The 24,941-nt window shown below is 66.9% G+C and carries 21 protein-coding genes and 1 tRNA gene; 17 read left to right on the top strand and 5 right to left on the bottom strand.

The genetic code is table 11. From position 1 onward, the window contains the following. Window positions 1-102: 102 nt before the first annotated feature. The 9 genes from EJV47_RS14615 (at window position 103) to EJV47_RS14575 (ending at window position 9,572) form a co-directional block, all read left to right on the top strand. Window positions 103-3,024 carry a GEVED domain-containing protein gene (locus EJV47_RS14615; protein WP_165903767.1) on the top strand — a complete coding sequence of 974 codons (2,922 nt, stop codon included), beginning with the start codon at window positions 103-105 and terminating at the stop codon, window positions 3,022-3,024. A 200-nt stretch (window positions 3,025-3,224) separates the two neighbouring features. After that, window positions 3,225-3,851, top strand: coding sequence for a helix-turn-helix domain-containing protein (locus EJV47_RS14610; RefSeq protein WP_126693905.1), 627 nt, complete (start codon window positions 3,225-3,227; stop codon window positions 3,849-3,851). A 138-nt stretch (window positions 3,852-3,989) separates the two neighbouring features. After that, complete coding sequence (locus EJV47_RS14605; RefSeq protein WP_126693904.1) at window positions 3,990-4,406, top strand: hypothetical protein; 417 nt, start codon at window positions 3,990-3,992, stop codon at window positions 4,404-4,406. 182 nt (window positions 4,407-4,588) lie between these two features. Beyond that, window positions 4,589-5,143: a c-type cytochrome gene (locus tag EJV47_RS14600; protein WP_126693903.1), complete on the top strand. Its 555-nt coding sequence runs from the start codon at window positions 4,589-4,591 to the stop codon at window positions 5,141-5,143. 88 nt (window positions 5,144-5,231) lie between these two features. Then, a complete protein-coding gene (locus EJV47_RS14595; protein ID WP_126693902.1) occupies window positions 5,232-5,489 on the top strand; it encodes a hypothetical protein in 258 nt (85 codons plus the stop codon). Continuing rightward, complete coding sequence (locus EJV47_RS14590) at window positions 5,489-6,664, top strand: ABC transporter permease (protein ID WP_243651172.1); 1,176 nt, start codon at window positions 5,489-5,491, stop codon at window positions 6,662-6,664. The genes EJV47_RS14595 and EJV47_RS14590 overlap by 1 nt, the downstream gene beginning before the upstream one ends. A 100-nt stretch (window positions 6,665-6,764) precedes the next feature. Continuing rightward, window positions 6,765-8,033 carry a PP2C family protein-serine/threonine phosphatase gene (locus EJV47_RS14585; RefSeq protein WP_126693901.1) on the top strand — a complete coding sequence of 423 codons (1,269 nt, stop codon included), beginning with the start codon at window positions 6,765-6,767 and terminating at the stop codon, window positions 8,031-8,033. 203 nt (window positions 8,034-8,236) lie between these two features. After that, complete coding sequence (locus tag EJV47_RS14580; protein WP_126693900.1) at window positions 8,237-8,836, top strand: DinB family protein; 600 nt, start codon at window positions 8,237-8,239, stop codon at window positions 8,834-8,836. A gap of 25 nt (window positions 8,837-8,861) precedes the next feature. Continuing rightward, window positions 8,862-9,572, top strand: coding sequence for a hypothetical protein (locus tag EJV47_RS14575; RefSeq protein ID WP_126693899.1), 711 nt, complete (start codon window positions 8,862-8,864; stop codon window positions 9,570-9,572). A gap of 45 nt (window positions 9,573-9,617) precedes the next feature. Here EJV47_RS14575 and EJV47_RS14570 read toward each other — a convergent pair whose 3' ends face one another. Further along, complete coding sequence (locus tag EJV47_RS14570) at window positions 9,618-11,075, bottom strand: O-antigen ligase family protein (RefSeq protein WP_126693898.1); 1,458 nt, start codon at window positions 11,073-11,075, stop codon at window positions 9,618-9,620. A 4-nt stretch (window positions 11,076-11,079) separates the two neighbouring features. Beyond that, the gene (locus tag EJV47_RS14565; protein WP_165903766.1) at window positions 11,080-12,168 is read right to left on the bottom strand and encodes a GumC domain-containing protein; all 1,089 of its coding nucleotides are present in this window, start codon (window positions 12,166-12,168) and stop codon (window positions 11,080-11,082) included. A gap of 163 nt (window positions 12,169-12,331) precedes the next feature. Between EJV47_RS14565 and EJV47_RS14560 the strand changes: the two genes are divergently transcribed. The 8 genes from EJV47_RS14560 (at window position 12,332) to EJV47_RS14525 (ending at window position 20,785) form a co-directional block, all read left to right on the top strand. Further along, window positions 12,332-13,726 carry an oligosaccharide flippase family protein gene (locus tag EJV47_RS14560; RefSeq protein WP_165903765.1) on the top strand — a complete coding sequence of 465 codons (1,395 nt, stop codon included), beginning with the start codon at window positions 12,332-12,334 and terminating at the stop codon, window positions 13,724-13,726. Between the two features lie 145 nt (window positions 13,727-13,871). After that, window positions 13,872-15,005, top strand: coding sequence for a glycosyltransferase family 4 protein (locus tag EJV47_RS14555; RefSeq protein ID WP_126693895.1), 1,134 nt, complete (start codon window positions 13,872-13,874; stop codon window positions 15,003-15,005). 183 nt (window positions 15,006-15,188) lie between these two features. Then, on the top strand, window positions 15,189-15,821 hold the full coding sequence (locus EJV47_RS14550) for a polysaccharide deacetylase family protein (RefSeq protein WP_165903764.1): 633 nt from the start codon (window positions 15,189-15,191) through the stop codon (window positions 15,819-15,821). Window positions 15,822-15,866: 45 nt separating this feature from the next. Continuing rightward, a complete protein-coding gene (locus EJV47_RS14545) occupies window positions 15,867-16,973 on the top strand; it encodes a glycosyltransferase (RefSeq protein WP_126693894.1) in 1,107 nt (368 codons plus the stop codon). 236 nt (window positions 16,974-17,209) lie between these two features. Continuing rightward, entirely contained in the window at window positions 17,210-17,977 is a 768-nt protein-coding gene (locus EJV47_RS14540; RefSeq protein ID WP_126693893.1) for a TatD family hydrolase, read from the top strand. A gap of 93 nt (window positions 17,978-18,070) precedes the next feature. Then, window positions 18,071-19,174 (top strand): asparaginase, encoded by a 1,104-nt coding sequence (locus EJV47_RS14535; protein WP_243651171.1) that lies wholly within the window; start codon window positions 18,071-18,073, stop codon window positions 19,172-19,174. A gap of 53 nt (window positions 19,175-19,227) precedes the next feature. After that, window positions 19,228-19,315 (top strand) — tRNA-Ser (locus EJV47_RS14530). Window positions 19,316-19,450: 135 nt separating this feature from the next. Continuing rightward, the gene (locus EJV47_RS14525) at window positions 19,451-20,785 is read left to right on the top strand and encodes a glycoside hydrolase family 28 protein (RefSeq protein ID WP_126693892.1); all 1,335 of its coding nucleotides are present in this window, start codon (window positions 19,451-19,453) and stop codon (window positions 20,783-20,785) included. 262 nt (window positions 20,786-21,047) lie between these two features. Here the strand turns inward: EJV47_RS14525 and EJV47_RS14520 are convergent, their stop codons facing one another. The 3 genes from EJV47_RS14520 to EJV47_RS14510 form a co-directional block, all read right to left on the bottom strand. Next, complete coding sequence (locus tag EJV47_RS14520) at window positions 21,048-22,535, bottom strand: serine hydrolase domain-containing protein (RefSeq protein WP_126693891.1); 1,488 nt, start codon at window positions 22,533-22,535, stop codon at window positions 21,048-21,050. A gap of 391 nt (window positions 22,536-22,926) precedes the next feature. Further along, the gene (locus tag EJV47_RS14515) at window positions 22,927-23,688 is read right to left on the bottom strand and encodes a LytR/AlgR family response regulator transcription factor (RefSeq protein ID WP_126693890.1); all 762 of its coding nucleotides are present in this window, start codon (window positions 23,686-23,688) and stop codon (window positions 22,927-22,929) included. Continuing rightward, window positions 23,685-24,797: a sensor histidine kinase gene (locus EJV47_RS14510; protein ID WP_126693889.1), complete on the bottom strand. Its 1,113-nt coding sequence runs from the start codon at window positions 24,795-24,797 to the stop codon at window positions 23,685-23,687. Before EJV47_RS14510 ends, EJV47_RS14515 begins: the two co-directional genes overlap by 4 nt. Window positions 24,798-24,941: the final 144 nt, after the last annotated feature.

Below are 24,941 nucleotides of genomic sequence, written 5' to 3'. Positions count from 1 at the left end.
GACATTTATTTTTGTTATTAGTTATATCATTTTGTAGATGGGAAAATGATAATAAAAAATTTTGGCTTGAAGACTATGGGTAAATTCTTTGAAGCTACAATTATGTGGATGCTCTATCTTGCGTCGAGCACCTCAGTAGCCTCAGCCCAATGCCCACCCCCCGCCACCTGCCAGCCCGGCAATGCCCCGGCGACCAACCACGCCTTCGGCATGGGCATCTACCGGGTGACGCTGGCCGGGCTGGACACGGCCACCGCCGGCGCGGCCCAGGGCTATCAGGACTACGGCTGTCGCGCCCGCGCCGCCCTGCTCGGGCGCGGGGGTAGCTACGCGCTGGCGGTGCGCACCAACCCCAACGCCGACGAGACGGTGCGCGCCTGGCTGGACTACAACAACGACGGGCAGTTCGGGGCCGGCGAGCTGGTGCTCAGCTCCGCCAACGCCCGCCAGCACGCGGCCACCTTCACCGTGCCGGCCACCGCCCCGGTGGGCGTGGCCCTGCGCCTGCGCATCGCGGCCGATTACAGCCTGGCGCCCGTGCCCGGGCCCTGCACCACCCCGCAGTACTCCCAGACCGAGGACTACCGCGTGGTGCTGCTGGCCACGGCCCCGGCCCGGCCGCAGGCCCGCTTCCTGGCCCTCGATACGGTGAGCTGCGGCGGGCCCATCAGCTTCCGCGACCAGTCGCTGCACGCCCCTGCGCAGTGGCTGTGGCGCTTCGGCGACGGGGCCAGCAGCAGCCAGCAGCACCCCCAGCACCAGTACGCCCAGCCCGGCACCTACACCGTGCGGCTGACGGCCTGCAACGCCGCCGGCTGCGACTCCCTGACGCGCACCGGCTACGTGACCGTGCGCGCCGACGCGCCCCGGCCCGCCCCCTGCCAGCCCGCCACCACGGCCCACTGCTGCGGCTACGGCCTCACGCGGGTGCGCCTGGCCGGCCTCGATAACCGCTCCTTGGACGGGCAGGCCGGCTACGAGGACTTCAGTTGCGCCCGGCGGGCCACCCTCACGGCCGACCGCCCCGCCACCCTACAGCTCAGCACCGCCGCCGTGGCCCACGACGTGCGCGTGTGGCTGGACGTGAACGACGACGGGCAGCTGGCCCCGGCCGAGCTGCTCTACCAGGGCCTGGCCGTGCAGAGCCCCAGCGTCACGCTCAGCATTCCGGCCAGCACGGCCGGGCTGGTGTACGGCCGGCCCCTGCGCCTGCGCCTGCTGGCCGACTTTGCCGGCAGCCCCGCCACCGGCCCCTGCGCCGCCCCGCAGCTGGGGCAGGTAGAAGATTACAGCGTGGTGCTGGCGCCCAACCTGGCCCCGCCCGCCGCCGCCTTTGCCGTGGCCTACCAGCAGCTCTGCGGCCCGGTGCGGGTGAGCTTCGCCAACCAGACCACCGGGGCGGCCACCGCCTACCACTGGGACTTCGGCGACGGCACCAGCAGCACCCTGGCCGCGCCGCCCCCGCACACTTACGCACGTCCCGGCCTGTACGAGGTGCGCCTGGTGGCCCAGAACGCCGCCGGCCCCGACACGGCCTGGCAGCGCGTGGCCGTGGCCGAAGCCTGCCCCACCTACTGCACCCCACTGGGCAACGGCGGCACCAATTCTGCGCCCGCGTATTTCACCAGCGTACGGCTGGGGGACATCAACAACACCGTGCCGCGCACCACCGGCGTGGCCTACCGAGACTTTACGGACCAGTATACTACCCTGCAAATTGGGCAGAGCTACCAGTTTGCGGCTACCTCGCCACCATATCCGTTTGGGGGCAGCAACCATGTGACCTGCTGGCTGGACGCCAACCAGGATGGCTTCTTTACCGCATCGGAAATCCTGGGCACGGTCAACAACGTCTTGCAGTACCAGTACGCGGTGCGGGTGCCCGCAGCGGCCAAGGCCGGCCCCACCCGCCTGCGGGTGATGATACATTATGGCGCGGCGTACGTTGACGCCACTACTTGCTCCCCCGCGTGGTGGCCAGGCTCCACCGAGGATTACACCGTGGTGGTGCTGCCGGCTGCCGGGCCGCCGGCGGCCCTGTTCTCGGCTGAGCTGCCCACATCGTGCAGCGGCACGGTGCAGTTCCGGGATTCTACCGAGAGCGGCCCCACCCGCTGGCTGTGGCGCTTCGGCGACGGCGACTCGGCTACGGTGCAGCACCCGCGCCACACCTACGCCGCCCCCGGCACCTACACCGTCTCGCTCACGGTGAGTAACCGCCTGGGCACCAGCACGCGCACCCGCCCCGGCTACGTAACCATCCGCAGCCTGGGCGGCGCGCCGGCGCCCCTGACCGCCTGCCGGCCGGCCGTGGGCGTCACCGAGGCCCAGCGCGGTATCCGCACGTTCAGCATCGGTACGGCGCTGAGCTACGGCCCGCAGCCGCTCAACGCCCCCAGCTACCGCGACGAAACCTGCGCCGTGCCCCCGGCCGTGCTGGCCCGCGGCGTGCTCTACGCCATGACCATGGCCGACCGCTACAATCCCGCCACCGCCGCCTTCGTGTGGGTCGACGTCAACGACGACGGCCGCTTCGACGCGACCGAGCTGCTCTACGACGCCCTGCAGTTTCCGGTATTCTCGCCCACGGTGCGCACGGGCACGCTCACGCTGCCCCCGGCCACGGTGCTGAACCGCCCGCTGCGCCTGCGCGTGCTGTTTGCCTACCCGCCCGGTAACCAGTCAAACCTCACGGCCATACCCTCGCCCTGCTACACCGGCGCCGCCGACCAGGCCCGCGACTTCACCATCATTGCCACGGCCTCTACGGCCACCGCGGCCGGTGCCGGCGCACCCGCCTGGCAGGTATACCCCAACCCGGCCACCGGCCACGTCAGCGTGCGCGGCGACTTCCGCCAGCCCACCGTGGTGGAGCTGTGCGACGTGCGGGGCCGCGTGGTGCTGCGCCAATCGGTGCCGCCGGTAAGCGGCGCGCTACCGCTGCAGCTGCAGGCGCTGCCCCGGGGCCTGTACCTGCTGCGCCTGCCCGCCACCGGGCAGGCGGCGCGGCTGGTGCTGGAGTAGAGGCGGCTAGCTGCGGCCCAATCGAAAATCCGGTATCCCGCGCCGCCTGGAGCTCAGAGTCACCAGCGACAGGAAGTAGACCTGCCCCATCGCCTGAAGGACAGAACCCGTTCGGGTAGCAATGCCAAGAAAATAAAATCGATTGCTACCACGCTGGTAGCAATCGATTTTATTTTCTTGGCATTGCTACCTGTGTTGCTATGTCGCGTCGAGCTTACCCATCTGCCAGTCTGGCCGCCGCTGTGCGGCAGCACTTCGCCCTGAGTCAAGCTGAGCTAGCCCAGTTTGTAGGCGTAAGCCGGCAGATGATTGCGGCGGTGGAAGCCAGCCGTAAAATCCTGGGCGCAGCCGCCGAGCACCGCCTCTGGGTGCTGGCCCGGCAGCTGCCCCCGCCCGACGGCCAGGGCCCCGCCGCCCCCGATTTTGCCCGGGAGGCCGCCCCCGAGGCGCCACCCGTCCTCGACCCGGCCGACACCGCGCCGCTGCAGCGCCGCCGCAAGCGCCTGCGCTTCTACCTCGCCAAGCTGCGCTTCGAGCTGGCGCAGCGCGGCAGCGGGCAGCAGGGCCACGCCCGCCGCCGTTGGGTCCTGGCGGTGCTGCGCCCCCTGCTGGCCGCCCCCGATGCCCCGCCCGCGCCCGGGGCCCGCCTCACCTGGCCCGGCGCCACCCCCGATGCCGCCCGCGACCTGCACTGGCTGGACGGGCTGGGGCTGCGCACCGCCGCCGCACCCGTACCCCTCGCGCCCGCCGAGCGCCTGCTGCTGCTGGCCCGCCTGCGCGGCCTCGAAGCCGAGCTGGCGGCGCTTGATGAGGTGCTGGGCGACTGATTAACTAGATATTGCCAAAATGGGAAGCTGAGTCTCAAAATGGGGCTTTGAAATGCAATTAATGAGCCTATTCTTTGGCATAAATGCAGGTAGCGCCGCGCATTAGTCCACACCCATCATTCCCACCAGTTTACGTTTATGGTTTACTCCCTCTCTTTATTGACCACCCGCGCCCAGTGCGACGCCGTGCTGGCCGTGGCCAACGAAAAGCTGAAAGTGCTCAGCTTCCGCGACATCGAAACCGACTACCGCGCCGACAATACCAGCGCCACCGCCCGCGGCCTCCACGGCGAGCTGGACGGCCTCAACAAGTACATTGCCACCATGACGCCCGTGCTCGACACCCTCGACCCGGGCAAGGAGCGCGACGAGCAGGCCAACACGCTGCGCCGCAAAACCGACCGCCGCGACGAGCTGCTCTCCCGCCAGGGCAAAGTCGGCGGGGAAAAGCTGCTGGTTCAGGAGCTGGAGCAGGCCCTGCTGGAGCCGCAGCTGCCCATCCTGCAGCAGTTCATTGCCGACGTGACGGCCCACCGGGCCACCTTGTCCGCCTAAAGCCGCAGCGTGCGCTGCCTGCGTCATGCAAGAGCCCCCGGCCTGCACAGGTCGGGGGCTTTTTGCTGCCTCGGCGGGGCGTGGCCGGGGCCGCCACAAACCCGCAAAAAAGCTTGGCACTCAGCACCTCGGGTCGTACTTTTTGGCCGATTCCTGTTGTGCCACCTCATCCGCTTTCTGCCATGTCCCGCAACGCCCTCACGCTGGTATTCCCGGCCGCTGTAGTCCTGCTCGTCTGCAGCCTCGTCGTGCTGTTTCTCACCGCCACCGGCCTGGAGCCGGGGCCGCTGCTAGTGGCCGAGGAGGAGCCGGCGCGGGGCTGCGGCGTCGTGGCCGATTCCGCCACGCTGGCCTGGCGCGCCCGCGTAGCGGAAGCTCAGCAGCGCCGCGCCAGCCTGACGCCGGCCGACGCCGCGGCCGTCGACGCCGGGGATGCGCTGTTCAAAAGCAATTGCGCGCAGTGCCACGCCATCGACGACGTGGTGGTGGGGCCGGCGCTGGCCGGCATCGGGCAGCGCCGGCCCCTGCCCTGGATTGTCAAGTGGGTGCAGAACTCCAGCCGCGTCGTGGCCAGCGGCGACGAATACGGCGTGAAGCTGTTCAACCAGTACCAGAAGCAGCAGATGCCCAGCTTTCAGCTTTCCGCAGAGCAAATCCAGCAGATTATGAAGTACGTCGAGGTGGAAGCCGGTAACAGAGTAGTTCTTTCCGGCGCGCAGGCGGTAGCCCTGAACTAAGGGCCGCGCCCCGGGCTTACGGCCGGCCTCGCATTCCTGCCCCGCTGATGATACCTTTGCTGCCTCATCCGCTGAGCCCACCCCCGCCGTGACCGACGCCGAATTCGATATCCTCGACGAGCTGTACTTCGTCGCTACGTTCAACGATTTGCAGCAGCGCACCCAGCTGCCCGCCGCCGAGCTGGAGCAGGGCCTGCGCAGCCTGCTGGAGCAGGGCCTGGTGCGCTGCTACTGGCCCGACCCCGACACCGAGCTGGCCTACGAGCCCACCTCCTTCGGGGCCCTGCGGCAGGATTGCTTTTTCCTGGCCTCCAAGGAGGGCCTGCTGCAGCACAACACGCGCTGATGGCGGCCCCCGTCGTGACAGCTGCCGCGGCTGCGCCGGTGCGCACGCCCGGCTACTACGTGCGCCGCCGCCTGCTCGGCAACGCCCCGGCCATGCTCGGGGCGGGCTTTATCCTGCTCTGCACCCTGGTGGCGTTGCTGGGCTACCTCATCCTGCCCGACCCCTCACCCGACGCCAACAACTCGCTGGTGCAGCTGCAGAAGCAGCCCCCCGGCTTCCGCGCCACCCTGCTGCGCCTCCCGCTGGCCGACTCGGTAGGGGAGGAGCCGGGGCTGCTCGGCCGCTGGCTGGGCGGCGTGCCTACCCGCTACGAGGAAGTGCCTATCGGGGGCTGGCAGGTGCAGGGCGATACGCTGGTGGTGCAGCCCTTCCGGGCCAAAGGCGCCCTGGCCGAGCCCGCCCGCCACTACGCCCTGAGCCGCGTGACGGGCCACGCCGGTCCGGCCGCCGCGCTGCGGGCCGAGGTCGAGCAGAACCACATCACGCAGCGCACCTACTGGCTGGGCACCGACAAAGCCGGCCGCGACGAGCTGAGCCGCCTGCTGCTGGGCACGCGCATCTCGCTGGGCATCGGCCTGGTGGCGGTGCTCATCTCGCTGGCCCTGGGCGTGCTGGTGGGCGCCGTGGCCGGCTACTCGGGCGGCTGGCTCGATTCGCTGCTGCTGGGGGTGATGACCGTGGTGTGGAGCATTCCGGGCATCATGCTGGTCATTGCCATTTCGCTGGCTTTCGGCTCCAAGGGCGTCTGGACCTCGTTCGTGGCCGTGGGCCTGACCATGTGGGTGGACGTGGCCCGGGTGGTGCGCGGGCAGCTGCTGAGCCTGCGCGAGAAAACCTTTGTGGAAGCCGGCCGCGTACTAGGCTTGCCGACGAGCCGCTTGCTGATCCGTCACCTGCTGCCCAATCTGCTCGGCCCGCTCATTGTCATTGCCACCAGCAACTTCGCCGCCGCCATCCTGCTCGAAGCCGGCCTGAGCTTCCTCGGGCTGGGCGTGCAGCCGCCGGCCCCGTCCTGGGGCCTGATGGTCAACGAAGGCTTTCAACTGCTGGGCACCCAGGCCGGTTTGTGGCTCACGCTGCTGCCCGGCGCGGCCATCAGCCTGCTGGTGCTTAGCTTTAACCTGCTCGGCAACGGCCTGCGCGACGCCTACGACCCCAAAACGCCTCTAGGGTAGGAGGGTGTGAGGGTAGGGGGGGATGAGTTATTTTTGACTCACTCCCTTTTCCTTACTCAACTCCTAAACTCATACCCCCCTACCCTCATACCCTAACCTCATGCCCGATACCCTGCGCCCCCTCTCCAAGGAAGAGCACCTGCTGCTGAAGCTGAAGGAGCGGGAGCTGGCGGCCCTGCTGGAAATTACCCAGTCCATCAACGGCGAGCCCAGCGACGATAACCTCTACAAAATCTTTCAGTTTACCCTGCTCGGTCAGCTCGGCGTGCGGCAGCTGGCCGTGTACATTGTGGAGGATGGCCAGTGGCGCTGCCCGGTGGCTTTCGGACCGGGCATCCCCGATTTTCGGGGCATTGCCCTGCCCGAGCAGCTGCAGCGCTTTCCGCCCGAGCACCCCGTGGAAGTGGTCGATCTGGAGCTGGGCAAGCCCTGGCACCACTTCGCCAACGTGATTCCGGTGCGCCAGAGCGACCAGCTGCTGGGCCTCGTGTTTATCGGGCTGCCGCACCAGAACTACACCGCCACCGCCGAGGCCCGGCGCGAGGCCGTGACGTTTATCGAGTCCTTGAGCCAGATTCTGCTCGGCGCCGTGTCGTCGCGGCGGCTGGTGCGCCAGCAGGTGCAGGCCGCGGCCGTGCGCAAGGAAATCGAAATTGCCCAGGAAGTGCAGGCCATGCTCTTCCCGAGTAAGCTGCCCAACGACCAGCACGTGGCCGTGCACGCCACCTACGTGCCCCACACCGCCGTCGGCGGCGACTTCTACGACGTGGTGGCCATCGACAAGGAGCGGTTCCTGTTCTGCGTGGCCGACGTGTCGGGCAAGGGCGTGGGCGCCTCGCTGCTGATGTCGAACTTCCAGGCCGGGCTGCGCACCTTGCTGCGCCAGCAGGCCGAGCTGGCCACGGTGGTGGGGGAGCTGAACAACCTGATTTTCCGCAACTCCGGCGGCGACCGGTTTATCACCGCCTTCTTCGGGGTGTACAACCGCACCACGCGCGAGCTGGAGTACGTCAACGCCGGCCACAACGACCCGCTGCTGCTGCCCGACCTAGGCCAGGGGCCGGTGCAGGTGCTCAAGACCGGCACCATCATGCTGGGCGTGATGGACGAGCTGCCCATGCTCAAGGTGGGCCGCCTGCAGGTGCCTCCGCACAGCCTGCTGCTCAACTACACCGACGGCCTGACCGAGGTGTTCAACGAGGCTGGCGACGAGTTCGGGGAGGACGGCGTGCTGCAGACCCTGCAGCAGCAGCGCTACCTGCCCCTGCCCAAGCTGCACGACGAGCTGCTGCGCCGCATCACCGCCTTCAACGTCAAGGGCACGCACTACGCCGACGACATCACCATCCTGACCTGCCGCTTTCGGTAGGCAAAGCTGGCGCCGGTTTGGCGAAACGAAGTGAAGCGTAAGCGGTGCCCAACATAAAGCAGGCTTTCAGCCTGCGCGGGGCGTTGCTGGGTTTAGCCGGGCCGCTTGTACAGGTGCCGGCCGCAGGCTGAAAGCCTGCTTTATTATAGGCACCGGTTACGCAACTTGCAGTTGCTAAACCGGCGCCAGCTCCCTTGTCCCTCATGCCCGATTCTGCCAACATCCCCGCCGTCATCGGCCACATCCGCCAGGCCCTCGACGAGGCCTTTGCCCGCCTCGATGCGTGGTTTGATCATCCCGCCGCCGAGCGGCAGTACCGCCCGCAAAGCGGCGGCTGGACCATAGCCGAAGTGCTGGAGCACGTCGGGCTGACCAACCACTTCCTGCTCATCCTCATCGACAAGGGTGCCGCCAAGGCCCTAAAAAACCAGGCCGGGCTGGATTTGGCCGCCGAGCTGCAGCACTACCAGTTCAGTGACCCGCGCCTCGACGAAATCGGCCTGCACAAGTCTTTCGAGTGGATTCGGCCCGCCCACATGGAGCCGACGGGCACCAGGCCGCTGGCCGAGGTGCGCCGGCAGCTGCGGGAGCAGCGGGCCCATTGCCACCGCGTGCTCGATGCGCTGCCGGGCGGCGAAGGCGTGCTCTACCGCACTACCATGTCGGTCAACGACCTGGGCAAAATCGACGTGTACCAGTACGTGTACTTTCTGGCCCGGCACGCCGAGCGGCACCTCACGCAGCTGGCCCGCACCGCCGCAGAGTTTGCGGCCCGGGCGGGCGCTGCGCAGGAGCAGCCGTGAAGGGCCCGGGCCTTATCTTTCCGTTATGGTTTCCAAGCTACTGCCGCTGCCCCTGGGGTTGCTGGCCTTGCCGGCGCTGGCTCAAAAGCCCAAGCTCAACGAGCGGCTGCGCTACCAGCTCGACAGCCTCGACCAGGCCTACCGGCGGTACGAGCAGCGCAAAAGCGCCGCGCTAGAGCGCGCCCAGGCCGATTCGCTGCTGAAGCCCCTGCGGCTGCCCAACGGCGCGCTGGCCGGCTACTCGGGTCCGCGCGTCGGCGAGGCGCCGCCCGACAGCACCGATTTGCGCTTCGTGGCCGCCGTCATCCGGCGCTACGGCTACCCTGGCAAGTCGAAGGTGGGGCCGGCCGCCGGGGAAATAGCCTGGCAAGTGCTGCTGCGAACCGAGCAAACCGCGCGTTTTCTGCCGCAGCTGCGCGCCGCCGCCGAAGCAGGGGAGTTGCCCTACCGGCACTACGCCTGGGCCGTGGATAACCAGCTGATGCGGGCGGGCAAGGAGCAGCTCTACGGCACGCAGGTGGTGGGCTGCGTGCTTATCAACCGAGCTACGGGCCAGTTCGACATGGTGCGCTTTCTGTGGCCCGTGGCCGATATGCGCCGGGCCAACCAGCTGCGGCGCCGGGCCGGCTTCGCCACCACCGTCGCCGAGGAAGCGCAGCAGGTGGGCGTTTCGGCCGAACCGGTGAGCCTGGAGTACGCCCTGCGCATGAAGCGCGCCGCCGAAACCAGCGAGTAGCCGCTGACCAGAGCTAAAGGCTAGTCTGCAGACTCCCCCGCTACTTCAAGCCACTTCCTGGGCGGCCTCATCCAGCCAGTTGCGGCAGCGGATGAGCACGGCTATGCCGATGAAGAAGAAGGAGCCGATTTTGTCGACTTCCACCAGCTCGTTGAGCGTGAGGTGGAAGATGATGACTACCAACGACAGCGTGGTGCCCAGCACGACGCGGCGCACGGCCGGCTGCTGCCGGGCGCGGTGGTAGAGGTTTTCGGCCCCAATCAGGACTACGCTCACCAGCAAGGCAAACAGCGCGAAGCCCGGCACGCCCTGCTCGGCCAGCTGCAGCAGGAAGTAATTGTGGGTGGTGGAGCGCTCCGGGTTGTCCGACACGTAGGTGCGGAAGCTCTTGACGGTGTAGCGCTTGTACTCCGGGTAGAAGGTAGAGGGGCCGCTGCCGGTCAGGGGCCGGTCGGCCACCATGCGGGCGGCGGCTACCCAGCGGTACACCCGCTCCATGCCCGACACGTCCTCCAGCTTGTAGGTAGCTTCCAGGTGCTTCTCGAAGTTGCCGCCGTTGAAGATGGTTTTCTCGAAGTCCGGGGCGTAGAGCATGTAGTTGTTTTGCTGCACGAAGTACGCCACCCCGCCCAGCGCCCCCAGCAGCGCGCCCAGCAGCACCCAGCGCGTGAGCCGCAGCCGCAGCACCAGGTAAAACACCGCCGACAGCGGAATGGAGAGGATGGAGGCGCGGGTGTAGGAGGTGAGCAGCCCGAAGGTGAGAACGGCCATGGCCGCGTACCACAGCAGCCGCCAGCCGCCGCCCCGCGCCGCGCGGGCGGCGTAGAAGGCGTAGGGCAGCAGCAGCGCCAGCACCGTGGCGTAGATGACGTGGTTGATGTAAAACGGCTGAATAGCCCAGTTGATACCCGCGAAGCTGAAGCCCTTCGGCGCGTGCCGCAGGGCCGTGTAGAGCACCGTGAGGGCCGCACCGCCCACGTGGCAGCCCGCAATGCGCCACACGTCGGCCGGGCGCTGCACCAGCATCAGCGTCACCAGCAAAAAGGGGCCGATGTACCAGGTCTTGGCCAGCAGGTACTTGATGGACTTGGTGGTATCCACCGAAAACAGGGCCGACACGCCGGCCCAGAGCAGCATCAGGGCCAGAATGATTACCGCCGGGTGCAGCAGCTGCCTGCCGGTGAGGCCGCTGCTGCCGCTGACGATGCTCACGCCCAGGCAGGCCAGCAGCACCAGCATTAGCGGCTCGGAGGGCACGTCGACGGTGAGGGCGCCCAGGTGCCACTCCTGCGAGAAGGCCAGGGTGCTCAGCAGCAGGTAGTACACCCAGCGCCAGTCCACGATGAGTACGCCCAGGCCCACCACCGCCAGGGCCGGCAGCAGCCCGAAGCGGTTCACGTCGAGGGCGGCCACGGCGCCGCCGCCGACGAGCAGCACGGCAAAGGCCACGAACAGCCACTGTTCGGTGCCCTGGGGGCGCAGGCGAATCAGCCAGGCCGGCATGGGCTTAGGCGTGCTGGACCGCCGGAGCCGGGCGGCCAAACTGGCGGCGGTACAGCTCCAGCAGCGTAATGACGATAACCGACAGGGCGAAGGTGACGACCACCGACGACACTACAATCAGCCAGCGCACGGGCTTGGCCTTGCGGGCGGCGGGGTAGGCCTTCTGCACCACGTACAAGGACGAAATGCGGCCCTTCAGCGCCAGATTGGCGTTTTCGTAGGCCGAGCGCGCGTTGATCAGGCGCGTCTGCAGGTCGTTAAAGCGGGCGTACAGGGTGTTCATCGAGTCGGTACCCTGCACGTAGCGCTCCAGGTTCACCGTGTTGCCGCCGTCGGCGCGGGTGAGGCCGCGCAGGGCCCGGCGCAGGCCGGCCACCTTGCCCGCGTCGCCCGCGCCCTCGGCCTTGCGCAGGGCGGCTTCGGTTTCGATGATTTCCTTGGCCAGGTAGCGCGACTCCATTTCCAGGCCGTGAATCCCGTAGTAGCGGCGCCCGTCCAGCAGGGCCAGGCGGGTTTTGTCGTACTCCTGCTGCACAAACTTGTACCGGTCGCGGTACAGCTCCAGCACGCGGCGGCGGTTGTCGCCGGTGAGCTGCTGGTTAAACGAGTCGATGACGCTGACCAGCTCGTTGGCCACGCGGGCCGCCAGGTGCTTGTCCTTGTCCTGGAAAGTCAGCTCGATGGCGTCGCGGTCGGAGTGCACGATGCTCAGGTTGCCGTTGAACTCGTCGAGGGCGGCCTGGTCGGCCAGCTCGTCGCCGGGGGTGCCCACCTTGTAGTGCTCGTGCAGGCGGAACTTGCGGATGATGTGCTCGGCCACCGGCTGGGAGTTGCCGATGGTGATGACGCGGTCCAGGTCCTCGGTGCGGCCGCTGAGCTCCAGCTTGTTGCCCTCCGGCGTCACGAACCGGTCGGGGTCGGTGCTTTCGGGGTTGGTGGGGTAGAAAACGGCCGTGGATTTGAAGATATTGGGCAGCAGCAGGGCTACCACCACGCTCACAACGGCCGCCAGGGACACGGCCCCGAGCACCAGGTATTTCCAGCGGTTGACAATCGGCCAAAGGCCCAATAATGAGTAAGGGCGTGCGGACATGTAAAGCAAGGAGGGAAAAGACGTCCGCAAAAGGCTGGGGGCCGGGTGGACGGACGTGGGCAAAGCTACCACAAAAACCGGGTACGCGCGGCTTTTTGGTAGCTTTGCGGCCCACCTAGTTTTCGGGCCTATCAAACGCTTTTTTGGAAATATCTCCCTGGCCGTGCTCCTGAACCTGCTCGTGAAGCCGGGTTGGGTGGTGGCCGAAAACGTGGTGCAGGACCGCATCGGGCACGAGGCGTTTGGCACCTTCGCGGCCCTGCTGAACTTCACGCTGGTGCTGGCCTCGGTGTCGGATCTGGGCATCACCCAGCACACCACCAAGCGCGTGGCGGCCGAGCCGGGCTTTCTGCCGGAGTATTTCCCCACGGTGCTGCCCCTGCGCGGGGCCCTGGGCCTGCTGTTCTTGCTGGTGATGGTGGCCGGGGGCTGGCTGATGGGCTACCGCGGCCACACCTTGTATTTGCTGGCCCTCATCGGTGGCGGGCTGCTGCTCACGCAGTACGCCCAGTTCTTGCGCGGGGCGGTGCAGGCCCACCAGCACTTCCGCACCGACGCCTGGCTGTCGGTGCTGGAAAAGGCCCTGATGCTGGGCCTGGTGCTACTGCTGCTGCCCATTGGCGTGACCCCCGACAACTACGTGGCGGCCCGCACGGCGGCGGCGGCTTTCACCTTCGTGCTGCTCTACGCGCTGGTGACGCGGCTATTCGGGCGGGTGCCCTGGCGGCCGCGCCGGGCCCAGGCCACCGAGCTGCTGCGCGGCTCCCTGCCTTTCGCCCTCATTACCCTGCTCTACGGCATGAATGAGCGCATCGACATGCTGATGATTGAGCGGCTCAGCTCGCCCAAGGAAGCCAGCTACTACGCCGGGGCCTACCGCTGGGTCGACGCCGTGATGATGTACCTGTGGACGGTGCTGCCGCTGTTCTTCGCCAAGTTTGCCCACGCCCTGCACCGCCGCGACGAGCAGCGGGAGCTGCTCTGGTTTGGGCAGCGGGTGGCCACGGTGCCGCTCTTGTTTATCTGCGCCTTCGTGCTGTTTCGCGGGGAGCTGCTGTTTTTCCAGTTCAGCCGCAGCTCGCCCGCCGAAATTGCCCGCATGACGCTCTGCGCCCAGCTGCTGTTTCTGAACGTACTGGTCCACGCTTTCTTCGCCATTTACAGCACCCTGCTCACCAGCACCTCGCACGAGCGGCCGGTGAGCTGGCTGGTAGCGGCCAGCATCGCGCTGAACATCGGCCTGAACGTGCTGCTGCTGCCGCGCTACGGGGCCGTGGCCGGGGCGCTGAACACGCTCATCTGCGCCGTGCTGGTGTCGGGGGGCTACGTGTGGCTGGTGCAGCGCCGGGCCTGGGTGGCGGTGCCCTGGGCGCTGCTGGCCCGGCTGGGGCTGGCCTTCGGCGCCTTGTGCGCCGCCTGGTACGGCCTGCAGCAAGCCACCGACCTGCCCTGGCTGGCCGAATGCGTGCTGACGGGCCTGCTTTTCGTCGGGCTGCTCTTCGCCGCCGGCGTGGTGCGGGTAGGGGAGCTGCGGGCCGCGCTGAAGGGCCGGGGGTAATGCCCGGGCGCCGGTTCCCGCAGAGGTGCGCAGAGGATTGCGCTGAGGCACGCAGAGGTCGTTCAGGCTGTCCGTTGGTACATCAGCCCATTTTTCACATTAGCGAAGCGCAGCACATTCCCCACATTCAGCACATTCTCCGCATTTGGATATAGCCGTCAACACCCGCTTCCTGCTCCCCGGCGACCAGCTCGAAGGCATCGGCCGCTTCACCTTCGAGACGCTGCGGCGCTTGGTGCAGCAGCACCCGGAGCACCGGTTTCACTTCCTGTTCGACCGGCCCTTCGACCAGCGCTACCTGTTCGGGCCGAACGTGACGGGGCACGTGCTCAGTCCGCCGGCCCGGCACCCGCTGCTGTTCGTGGCCTGGTTTGAGGGCGCCGTGGCGGCCTGGCTGCGCCGCCACCGCCCGGCCGTGTTGCTGAGCACCGACGGCTTCACCACGCTCCGTACCACGGTGCCGCGCGTGACGGTGGTGCACGATCTGGCCTTCGAGCATTTTCCGCAGGACGTGAGCTGGCTGGTGCGCCAGTACTACCACTACTTTTTCCCGCGCTTCGTGCGGGCCTCCCGGCGGCTGGTGGCCGTGTCGGAAGCCACCCGGCAGGATCTGGTGCAGACGTATGGGGTAGATGCCGCCCGCATCGACGTGGCCTACAACGCGGCCGACGCCCACTTCCGGCCCCTGCCCGAGGCCGCCCAGCCGGCCGTGCGGGCGCAGTTTAGTGGCGGGCGGCCCTACGTGCTGTTCGTGGGCGCCCTGCAGCCGCGCAAGAACCTGGTGAACCTGCTGCGCGCCTTCGACGCGTTCAAAACCCAGTCAGGCTCCGATACCCAGCTGCTCATCGTGGGGCGCAAGGCCTGGAAAGCCGGCCCCATCTTCGACGTGTACCAGCAGATGCAGCACCAGGCCAGCGTGCACCTCACCGGCCGCGTCACGGACGAGGAGCTGACCCAGCTCTACGGCGCCGCCCGCGCCTGCGCCTACGTGCCCTACTTCGAAGGCTTCGGCATCCCCATCGTGGAGGCCCAGCAGAGCGGCTGCCCGGTGCTGACCTCCGACCGCAGCTCCATGCCCGAGGTGGCCGGCCCCGGCGGCGCCCTGCTCGCCGACCCGTTTTCCGTGCCCGAACTAGCCGCCGCGCTGGCTCAGCTTGATTCCGACCCCGAGCTACGGGCCCGGCTGATTCAGCAAGGGTTAGTAAACTCGCAGCGCTTCAGCTGGGACGAAAGCGCCCGGCGGCTCTGGAGCAGCATCAAGGCCGCACTTGCTGGCTGATGCTAAGTAGGTTTACAGCTTTGGTAAACGGGTTTATCAGATTGTTGCGCGGGCTTTAGCCCGCGTTTGTCAGATAGTAATTTGTAGCCCCAGCACAGCGGCCGATCCGCACAAACGCGGGCTAAAGCCCGCGCTACAGCTGCCCGCCGTACCTTCGCCGCGCCACCAATCCTCCCCCTGCCCATGCGCCTGCACCGTCTGCCCGACGTCATGCACCGCTGGCTGCCCGGCGCCGTCTGGCAAGGCCCGGCCGCCGCCCAGCCCACCGTCTACCTCACCTTCGACGACGGCCCCATCCCGGAGGAAACGCCCTGGGTGCTGGAGCAGCTGGCCCGCTTCGACGCCAAGGGCCTGTTTTTCTGCGTGGGCGACAACGTGGAGCGCTACCCCGAGGTGGCCCGGCAGGTGCTGCAGGCCGGGCAGCAACTCGGCAACCACACCCACCACCACCGCAGCGGCTGGAGCACGCCCGCGGCCGAGTACCTGCAGAACGTGGCCCGCTGCCAGCAGGCCCTCGATGCGCTGCAACCCCCGGGCGCCCCGCGCTTTTTTCGTCCGCCCTACGGCCGCATCACGCCCCGCCTGCACCGCGCCCTGCACCCCGATTACCAGGTGATTATGTGGGACTTGCTCACCTGCGACTACGACCGCGCCTACGCCCCCGACCGCTGCCTGCGCGACGCGCTGCGCTTCACCCGTCCCGGCGCCGTGGTCGTCTTCCACGACAGCCTCAAGGCCAGTCCCAACCTGCGCTACGTGCTGCCCCGCTACCTCGAAGCCCTCCGCGAGCAGGGCTACCGGTTCGGGGCGCTGTAGGAAGGCTCCGCCGGGAATTTTTAATTTTTAATTCTCAATATTTAATTGACCCCCGTCCTGCTCGTCTTCTTCGTCGGCTGGTTTGCCGTGCTGCTGGGCTCCTGGCTGCTGTTTAGCCTGCGCCGGCCCCCGCGGCCGCAGCCCCTGCCGAGTCCGCCGCCGCGGGTGAGCATCCTTATTGCCGCCCGCAACGAGGAGGCCGCCATTGCCCGCTGCCTGCAGAGCGTGCGCGCCCTCGATTACCCGCCCGAGTGCCTGGAAGTGCTGCTCGGCGACGACGGCAGCACCGACCGCACCGCCGCCGTGGCCGCGGCAGCCATGCGGGGCTTCGCCGGCACCTTCCGCATCCTGCCCATCACCGATACGCTGGGCTCGGCCCGCGGCAAGGCCAACGTGCTGGCCCACCTGGCCCGCGCCGCCACCACCGGCGTCTTCCTCATCACCGATGCCGATATCAGTCTGCCCCCGAGCTGGGTGCGCGGCATGCTGGGCCACCTGCGTCCCGGCCTGGGCACCGTCACCGGCCTCACGCTGGTCACCGGCCCGCGCCTGTTCGACCGCCTGCAGGGCCTCGACTGGCTGATGTCCCTGGCGCTGGTGCAGATGGTGACGGACCGCGGGCAGCCCGTCACGGCCATGGGCAACAACATGCTCATCACCCGCGAAGCCTACGAGGCCGTGGGCGGCTACGAGAACCTGCCGTTTTCCGTCACCGAGGACTACGCGCTATTCCGGGCCGTGCTGGCCAAGGGTTTCGGCTGGCTGAACCTGTTCGAGCCGGCCGTGCTGGCCGAGTCCCTGCCCATGCCCAGCTGGCGAGGGCTGCTGCACCAGCGGCGGCGCTGGCTGCGCGGGGTGGAAAGCCTGCCCTGGCACATTCAGGCCGGCCTGATTTACTACGCCGGCTACTTCCCCGCGCTGGCGCTGGCCGCCTGGCACTGGGGGGCGTTGGCGGCGCTGGGCATCCTGGCCGGCAAGATGGTGGCCCAGGGCCTGCTGGCCGGCAGCGCCTTCCGCAAAGTAGGCCGCCGCGCCCCGCTGCACCTGCTGCCCGTGTTCGAGCTGTACACCCTGGCCGTCACCGTGGGCATGGCCGCCTTCCGCCTCAGCCGCCGCCCGTTCGAGTGGAAGGGGAGAAGGTATTCTCAATAGGTGACAGGTGACAGGTGACAGGTAACAGGTAACACGTTCGGGGTGAGGCATAGATGAGCGAAAAAGGCTGGCCGCCCTACCATCGGCGTCGAGTGTGTGGGATGCGTCCTGATTCGCGACCAATAGCCTGTCACGCCTTGCCCCGAACGTGTCGCGTGTTACCGGTCACCTGTTACCTGCGTAGCTTTGCCAATCGTCCACAAAATCCGTGAAATCCGGAAAATCCGCACGAATCCGTGATTCTGACTGATTCCCACGCCCACATCTACGCCGAGCAGTTCAAGCCGGACCGCGACCAGGCCCTGGAGCGGGCCTACGCCGCCGGCGTGCAGACCATCCTGATGCCCAACATCGACCACACCAGCATCGACGTGATGCTGGAGACGGAGGCGCGCCACCCCGGCCACTGCCACGCCATGATGGGCCTGCACCCCTGCCACGTGCTCAAGGACTTCGAGCAGGAGCTGTACCGGGTGGAAGACTGGCTTTCGAAGCGCCGGTTCGTGGCGGTAGGGGAGTGCGGCGTGGACCTGTACTGGGACAAAACCACCCTGGCCTGGCAGCAGGAGGCCCTGAAAGTGCAGCTCGACCTGGCCAAAAAGCACCAGCTACCCATCGTGCTGCACACCCGCGAGGCTTTCAACGAAACCGCCGCGCTGGTGGAAGCCGCCCAGGACGGCACCCTTACCGGCGTATTCCACTGCTTTTCGGGCACGAGGGAGGAAGCCGAGCGGGTCGTTAAGCTGGGCTTCAAGCTGGGCATCGGCGGGGTGGCCACGTTCAAAAACGGCGGCCTCGACCAGGTGCTGCCCCACGTGGCACTGGAGCACCTGCTGCTCGAAACCGACTGCCCCTACCTCGCCCCGGTGCCCCACCGCGGCAAGCGCAACGAGCCCAGCTACCTGCCCCTCATTGCCCAGCGCGTCGCCGACCTGCTGCAAAAGGACGTGGCCGAAATAGCCGAAGCCACCACCCGCAACGCCGTGGAGCTGTTCAAGCTGTGAGATGGTGAGATGGTGAAATGGTGAGTGCCGTTCAACGCCCACGCATTTCATCCGTCCCCACTCACCATTTCACCACCTCACTATTTCACCTCTTTGGAGCCCCAGATAATCGTTGAAGGCCCGGCGGTAGCGGCCGGTGAGCAAGCCCGGTCGGTATTGGTGCTGTACACCGGCGGCACGGTGGGCATGTCGGTAAACAAGCGCGGCGAACTGGTGCCGATGGATTTCACCCAGATTCGCAAGAAGGTGCCCGAAATGCGCCAGCTGGGCATGCAGGTGTCGGTACTGAGTTTGCCCGAACCCATCGACAGCAGCAACGTGACGCCCGCCGAGTGGCTGCTGCTGGCCGGCATCCTGCAGCAGCACTACGCGCAGTACGACGGCTTCGTGGTGCTGCACGGTACCGATACCATGGCCTACTCGGCCGCCGCCCTGAGCTACCTGCTCGAAAACCTGGGCAAGCCCGTCATCCTCACCGGGGCGCAGGTGCCGGTGGGACGCATCCGCACCGACGCCCGCCGCAACCTGGTGACGGCCCTGGAAATTGCCGCCGCCCGCCACCCGGGCGGCGGCGCCGTGCGCGTGCCCGAGGTGTGCGTGTTCTTCAACGACGTGCTTATCCGCGGCACCCGGGCCAAGAAGGTGGAAAGCCAGCACTACTCGGCCTTCCGCAGCGAGAATTACCCGCCGCTGGCCCGCGCCGGCATTGAGCTGGAATTCGACGACACCCTGCTGCGTCCGCTGCCCGCCGCTCCCCTGCGCGTACACTCGCAGCTCGACGACCGGGTGGTGGTGCTCAAGCTGTTTCCGGGCATCACCGAGCGCACCGTGCGCGCCATCCTCGGCGCGGAGGATTTGCGCGGCTGCGTGCTCGAAACCTACGGCTCGGGCAACGCGCCCACCAGCCCGTGGTTTCTCGACTGCCTGCGCGAGGCCACCGGGCGGGGCGTGCTGGTGCTCAACGTAAGCCAGTGCGAGGAGGGCCGCGTCATCCAGGGCCGCTACGAAACCAGCGCCCACCTCACCGAGCTCGGCGTCATCGGCGGCGAAGACATTACCACCGAGGCGGCCATTACCAAGCTCATGTACGTGCTCGGCCTGGGCCACGACGCCGCCACCACCCGCCGCCTGCTGATGAGCGACTTACGCGGCGAAATATCCCCGAGCCCGGCCGCCGGCACCAGTATCCGCGCCTGAAAGCTTGCAGATGTGCGGAATGCCGCGTTACTTTGCGCAGCTTTCCGCTACCCAGAGAGGTGTCCGAGTGGTCGAAGGAGCACGCCTGGAAAGTGTGTATGGCCCAAAAGGTCATCGTGGGTTCGAATCCCATCCTCTCTGCTGAAGCCCGTTTCTGAGTCAGAAACGGGCTTTTTGCTTTACTGATAGTTCAGCTGGCCTCCGAAGCAGGTCACTACAGAACAGTGGGGCGCGGCAAAGCGGCTTCTTTGGGCCACGTACCGTCCTGCCCACCCCATGAAAACGCTCCTCGTTCTGCTGCCGCTGGCCCTCAGCGCCTTTGCCCTGCCCTTCGGGGCCGACCACCCGGCGCCGCCCAAAGCCGCCGCGCCCAAAGAATACCTCATCACGCAGTTCGGGGCGGGCCTCGACAGCACCCGGCTCAGCACCGCGGCCATTCAGCGCACCATCGACAAGGCCAGCGCCGCGGGCGGAGGCACGGTGGTCGTGCCCAAGGGCGTGTTTCTGAGCGGGGCGCTGTTCTTTAAGCCCAAAACCCAGCTGCGGCTGGCGGCCGGGGCCAAGCTCAAGGGCTCCGACAACATCGGCGACTACCCGCTGCTGCCCTCGCGCATGGAAGGCCAGAGCCTGCCGTACTACGCGGCCCTGGTCAATGCCCGAAACGTGAACGGCTTCCGCGTAACGGGCCCGGGCACCATCGACGGCAACGGGCTGCGCTTCTGGAAGCATTTCTGGGCCCACCGCGACTCCATGAAGCGGGCGGGCAAGTCGTCGACCAACCTGGAGGTGCACCGGCCCCGGCTGCTCTTCATCTGGGGCTCGAACGACGTGACCATCAAGGACGTGAAGCTGCGCGACGCCGGTTTCTGGACCACCCACCTCTACCAGTGCAACAACGTGCTCATCGAGGGCTGCGACATCCGCTCCCCGTTCCGGCCGGTGAAGGCGCCCAGCACCGACGGGGTCGACATCGACGTGTGCAAGAAGGTGACCATCCGCAACTGCTACATCTCCGTCAACGACGACGGCATCGTGATGAAGGGCGGCAAGGGGCCCGACGCCCACAAGCTGCCCCAGAACGGGCCCATCGAGGACGTGCTGATTGAGAACTGCACCTTCGGCGAGGTGCACGCGGCCGTGACCTGCGGCAGCGAGTGTATCCACGCCAACCGCATCACCGTGCGCAATTGCAAGGTGGACAACGACCGGCCGCTGCTGCTCTTCAAGATGCGCCCCGATACCTACCAGCTCTACGAAAACATCACCGTCGACAACGTCACCGGCAAGTGCGGCACCATCGTCACGCTCTCGCCCTGGACGCAGTTTTTCGACATGAAAGGCAGCACCGAAAAGCCCTTCGGCACCATCCGCAACATCAGCATCTCCAACGTGAAGGTGCAGTGCAAGCAGTTCGCGGTGCTCAACGGCAACCCGCTCGACCAGGTGTCGAACATCAGCTTTACCAACGTGGAGGCCACCGCCCCGACGGCCACCTTCCCCAATAAATACCCGGCCCCGCAGGTGACCTTTAACAACGTGACCCTGAACGGGGCCCCGCTGCAAGCCACCCCGGCCGAAGGCGCCGCCGCCACGCCGCTGAAGCCGGACTAGGGCGCGGACTATCAGAAAAAAGACCGTCATGCAGAGGCGCAGCCGAAGCATCTCGCGTGTTTAGCCGGATAGTAATTCCTCGTCAGGGTTTTACCACCTGCCATCAGCAAGCGAGATGCTTGGCTTACGCCTTCCTCCGGTTCGGCTGCGCCTCTGCATGACGGTCTAAAATGTACGTTCTGCCAGCAGACCGTGGTATCAGCTCCGCCTTCCGCCGGTTCCGCGGCCTTGCTCGGAATGGCGTCATGAAGGCCCTAGGCCGCTACTGCTGCAGGTACTCCGCAGCGGTGCGGTTCTTGGGGTTGAGCTGCAGGGCGCGGGCGTAGTGCTGGGTGGCCAGCTTCTTGTTGCCCAGGGCGGCGTAGGTTTCGGCCAGGCTGTCGTAGGTGTTGGCGCTGCCGGGGTAGAGGCGCACGTTGAGCTGAAACACGGCCAGGGCGTCGGTCAGGCGCTGCTGGCCTACCAGGCTGTAGCCCCAGGCGTTGACGGCGGCTTCGGGCAGGGCGTAGGCCGGGTCGCGGCGCCGGGCTTTCTTCACTTCTTCTTCCAGGTGGCTGAAGCCGCGCTGATTCAGCGTGCGGTGCAGGGCGCGCAGGGTGGGGGGCAGGCCAAAGCCGTCGGCCACGCGCATGTCAGGCAAATAGCAGGCGGCCAGCTCGTCGATAAACCGCTCGGGGCTGGCGCCCTGCAGGTTGGTCAGCACCACGATGGCCAGATCATCATTCGGGTAGAGGAACACGGCGGAGCGGCCGCCGCCCACGGGGGCCACCGCCCGGTGCTCGGGCCGGTCGACGGTGGGCCAGCCCAGGGCGTAGCCGGTGAGCTTGCCGCCGAAGCTGCGCTGCGAGCCGTCGGTGAGGCGCCCGGGCGTCCAGAGCGTAGTGAGGCTGCTGGTTTGCAGCAGCTTGCCCTGCTGCAGGGCCACCAGCCAGCGGGCCATTTCCTCGGCCGTGGAACTCATGCCCGCGGCGGTGCGCAGGGGTGGTGGAAACACCTCAAACAGGTTCCGCATTTCCTTGCCGCGGCGCGGGCGCCCGTCGAGGTACTGGGTGAAGGTGTAGCCGCGGGCCAGGCGGGGCAGCACGTGGTGGGCGTCGCCGAAGCTGGTGCGGGGCATGCCCACCACGTCGAGCTGCCGCTGCTGGATAAACTGCGCGAAGGGCTGGCCGCTGAGCTTGTCGATGAGCTGGCCGAGCAGCAGGTAGTTGGTTTGGTTGTAGCGGAACTGCTGGCCGGCGGGGAAGTCCAGCGGCTGGGTTTGCACCTGGGCCCAGGCGGCTTTTTCGTTGTTTTCGGTCACCAGCGCGTCCTCGGGCAGGATGTCGGGCAGGCCGGAGGTGTGGGTGAGCAGCTGCCGCACCGTTACGGGATGCCAGGCGGCGGGCAGCTCGGGCAGGTAGCGGCCCACCGGCGCGGCCAGATCGAGGTTGCCGGCTTCCACCAGCTGCACCACCGCCACGCCCACGAAGGCCTTGGTGATGGAGTTCAGGAAAAAGCGCGTCTGCCGGGTCACCGGCACCGAGTCCTGCACGTTGGCCAGGCCGTAATTGCCCAGCTTGATGACCTGCCCGCGGCGCACCACCGCCAGCTGCAGGCCCGGGATGCGTAGCTGCTGCATGGCCTGGCGCACCAGCGCGTCCACGCTGTCGGAAGCGGCCGACTGGGCCCGGCTGCGCCCAATGGTGCTGATTAACAGAAGGAAGACGAGACTGGCCGTGCGGAGCCAGAGGGGGAGCTGCGTTTGTTTCATGGGTAGTGGATGGAATAAGTGGAGGCGGAGGCGGGCCACGGCCCGCGTTTCAGGTGGCAGTCGGGAGCCGCGGCGGGGGCTGCTGAGGCCCCGGCTTGTTTGGAGCGGCAGAGTCTAGGCTGGCGCGGCCAAAAAGCTGGTTCACAGGCTCTGGAAGCAGGTTTCGGCCGGATTCCTGCCAGCTCGGGGCACCCAGGGCAGAGCCAGCGGCACAAATATATTACCGCAACCTTGTTATGCAAGGTACTATCTTAAGCAAGTTTGATTAATTGGCCTTGGCTGGACGTTGCCAATCGATATCCTGCAGATTATCAGGTAAAAAATAAAAGGAACGGCTACAAAAAAAGCCCGCTTCTGGCTCAGAAACGGGCTTTCCAGTATTAATAAACGGCTACCGCCCCAGCCACTCCTTGAACTCCGAGGCCCGGTCGACGCTGACCAGCACGGGCTGCCGGGCCGCGGGCTGCAGCTCCAGCTCCAGGCGGCCGGCCGAGTGGTGGTGAATGGTGTCGATGGCGCTGAGGCTCACGAGGTACTGGCGGTTCACCCGGAAAAACTGCCGCGGGTTGAGCAGCTGGCCCAGCTTGTCGAGGCTGTAGTCGACGGCCAGGCGCTGGCCGGGGCGGGTGACCAGTAGGGTGGCGCCCTCCTCGAAGCAGAAGTAGGCCACCTCCTGCGTGTCCACGCTGCGCAGCTTGGTGCCGACAGATACCAGGAACCGGTCCTTGTACTCGGGCGCCGGGGCGGCGGGGCTCACCAGGCGCAGCAGGGCCGGCAAGTCGGTGGGGGTGAAGTGCTGGCGCAGGCGCTGGTACTTGGCCAGGGCGGCGGTCAGCTCCTCGTAGTTGATGGGCTTGAGCAGGTAGTCGATGCCGTTGACCTTGAAAGCCTGCACCATGTACTCGTCGTAGGCGGTGGTGAAGATGATGGGCGCCGACACCTGCACCTGCTCGAAGATGCGGAAGCCCAGGTCGTCTTCCAGGTGAATGTCGAGGAAGATAAGGTCGGGGGCGGGGTGCTGGCGCAGCCACTGCACGGCCGAAGCCACCGAGGGCAGGCGCTCCAGCACTTCGATGCTGGGGTCGTACTTGCGCAGCTGGCCTTCCAGGCGGCGGGCCGTCAGGTTTTCGTCTTCGATGATGAGGACTCTCATGCGGGCAGCAGGGGAATGCGGACGATAAACTCCCGGTTGGTGGTGCCCACGCTCACGAGGCGTTCGGTCAGCAGCCGGTAGCGGTTGTGAATGTTGGCCAGGCCCACGCCGGTGCTGGGGTAGCTGGCCGGCCGGCGCTGCAGGGAGTTGCGCACCAGCAGCGTGTCGCCGGCCAGCTCGATTTGCACCAGCAGCGGCTGCTCCCGCGACATGGTGTTGTGCTTCACCGCGTTTTCCACCAGCAGCTGCAGCGTGAGCGGGGCCACCAGGTAGGCCTGCCGGGCGGCCTCGGGTACGTCCACGCGCACCTCAAACTTGTCCTCGAAGCGGATGTTGAGCAGGAAGGTATAGGCGCGGATAAAGTCCAGCTCGGTGCCCAGCGGCACCACGTCATGCTCGCGCTGCTCCAGGGTGTAGCGGTAGGCGCGCGACAATTGCTCAATGAACTGCTCCGAGAGGTCGGCGTCGACGTGCACCAGGGAGGACAGGATGCTGAGGCTGTTGAACAGAAAGTGCGGGTTCACCTGGCTTTTCAGGGCGGCGAAGCGGGCCTGCAGGTTCTCGTTTTCCAGCTGCTGGGTGCGGGCGTGGAAGGCGCGCACCCGCAGCAGGGCCCGGCTGTTGGCCACTAGGTAAAAGGCCGACAGCATCAGCATCAGGAAAAACCCGTCGTTGGCGCGGCGGTGCAGGGCCAGGTGCGCCGGCGTCAGGCCCGGCGGCCGGCCCGAGCGCAGCTGCGGCAGCAAATGGAAAAAGCCCCGCAGCAAGGTGGTATACACCACGATGAACCCGGCCGCCAGCACCGCCGATACCAGCAGCGTGGCCAGCTGGGCCGGCAGCTTCAGCTCCAGCAGAAAATCCTCTCCGAACCAGCCGAACAGCCGCTGCTGAATCCACTCCACCAGGTTCAGCCAGATGAAGTAGAAGCCCAGCATAATGACCACCTGCACCAGCAGCACGGGCACCGAGCGCAGCAGCTCGTCCCAGTTGCGGTGCCACTCCGGGAAATTCAGGTAGGTCTGAATCGGGAAGTAGATGACCACCAGGCTGAGCGCCAGCTTCCATTTCTGGCGGGCGCTCAGGTGGTAGGTGGCGGGGGCTTGGGTCATTGGAAGAAGCGCCAAAAAGGAAGCTAGAGGCTAAAGCTAGTTCCCCTCCCCAGATGAGGAGGGGCTAGGGGTGGTTGACCTTTCATCAGAACGATTTTTAGCTCTAGTTTTTGAACCATCCCCAACCCCTCCTCATCTGAGGAG

It is taken from the genome of Hymenobacter gummosus (genome assembly GCF_003970915.1).
Classification (GTDB): Bacteria; Bacteroidota; Bacteroidia; order Cytophagales; family Hymenobacteraceae; genus Solirubrum; species Solirubrum gummosum.
This window is presented reverse-complemented; position numbering and strand designations above follow the sequence as displayed.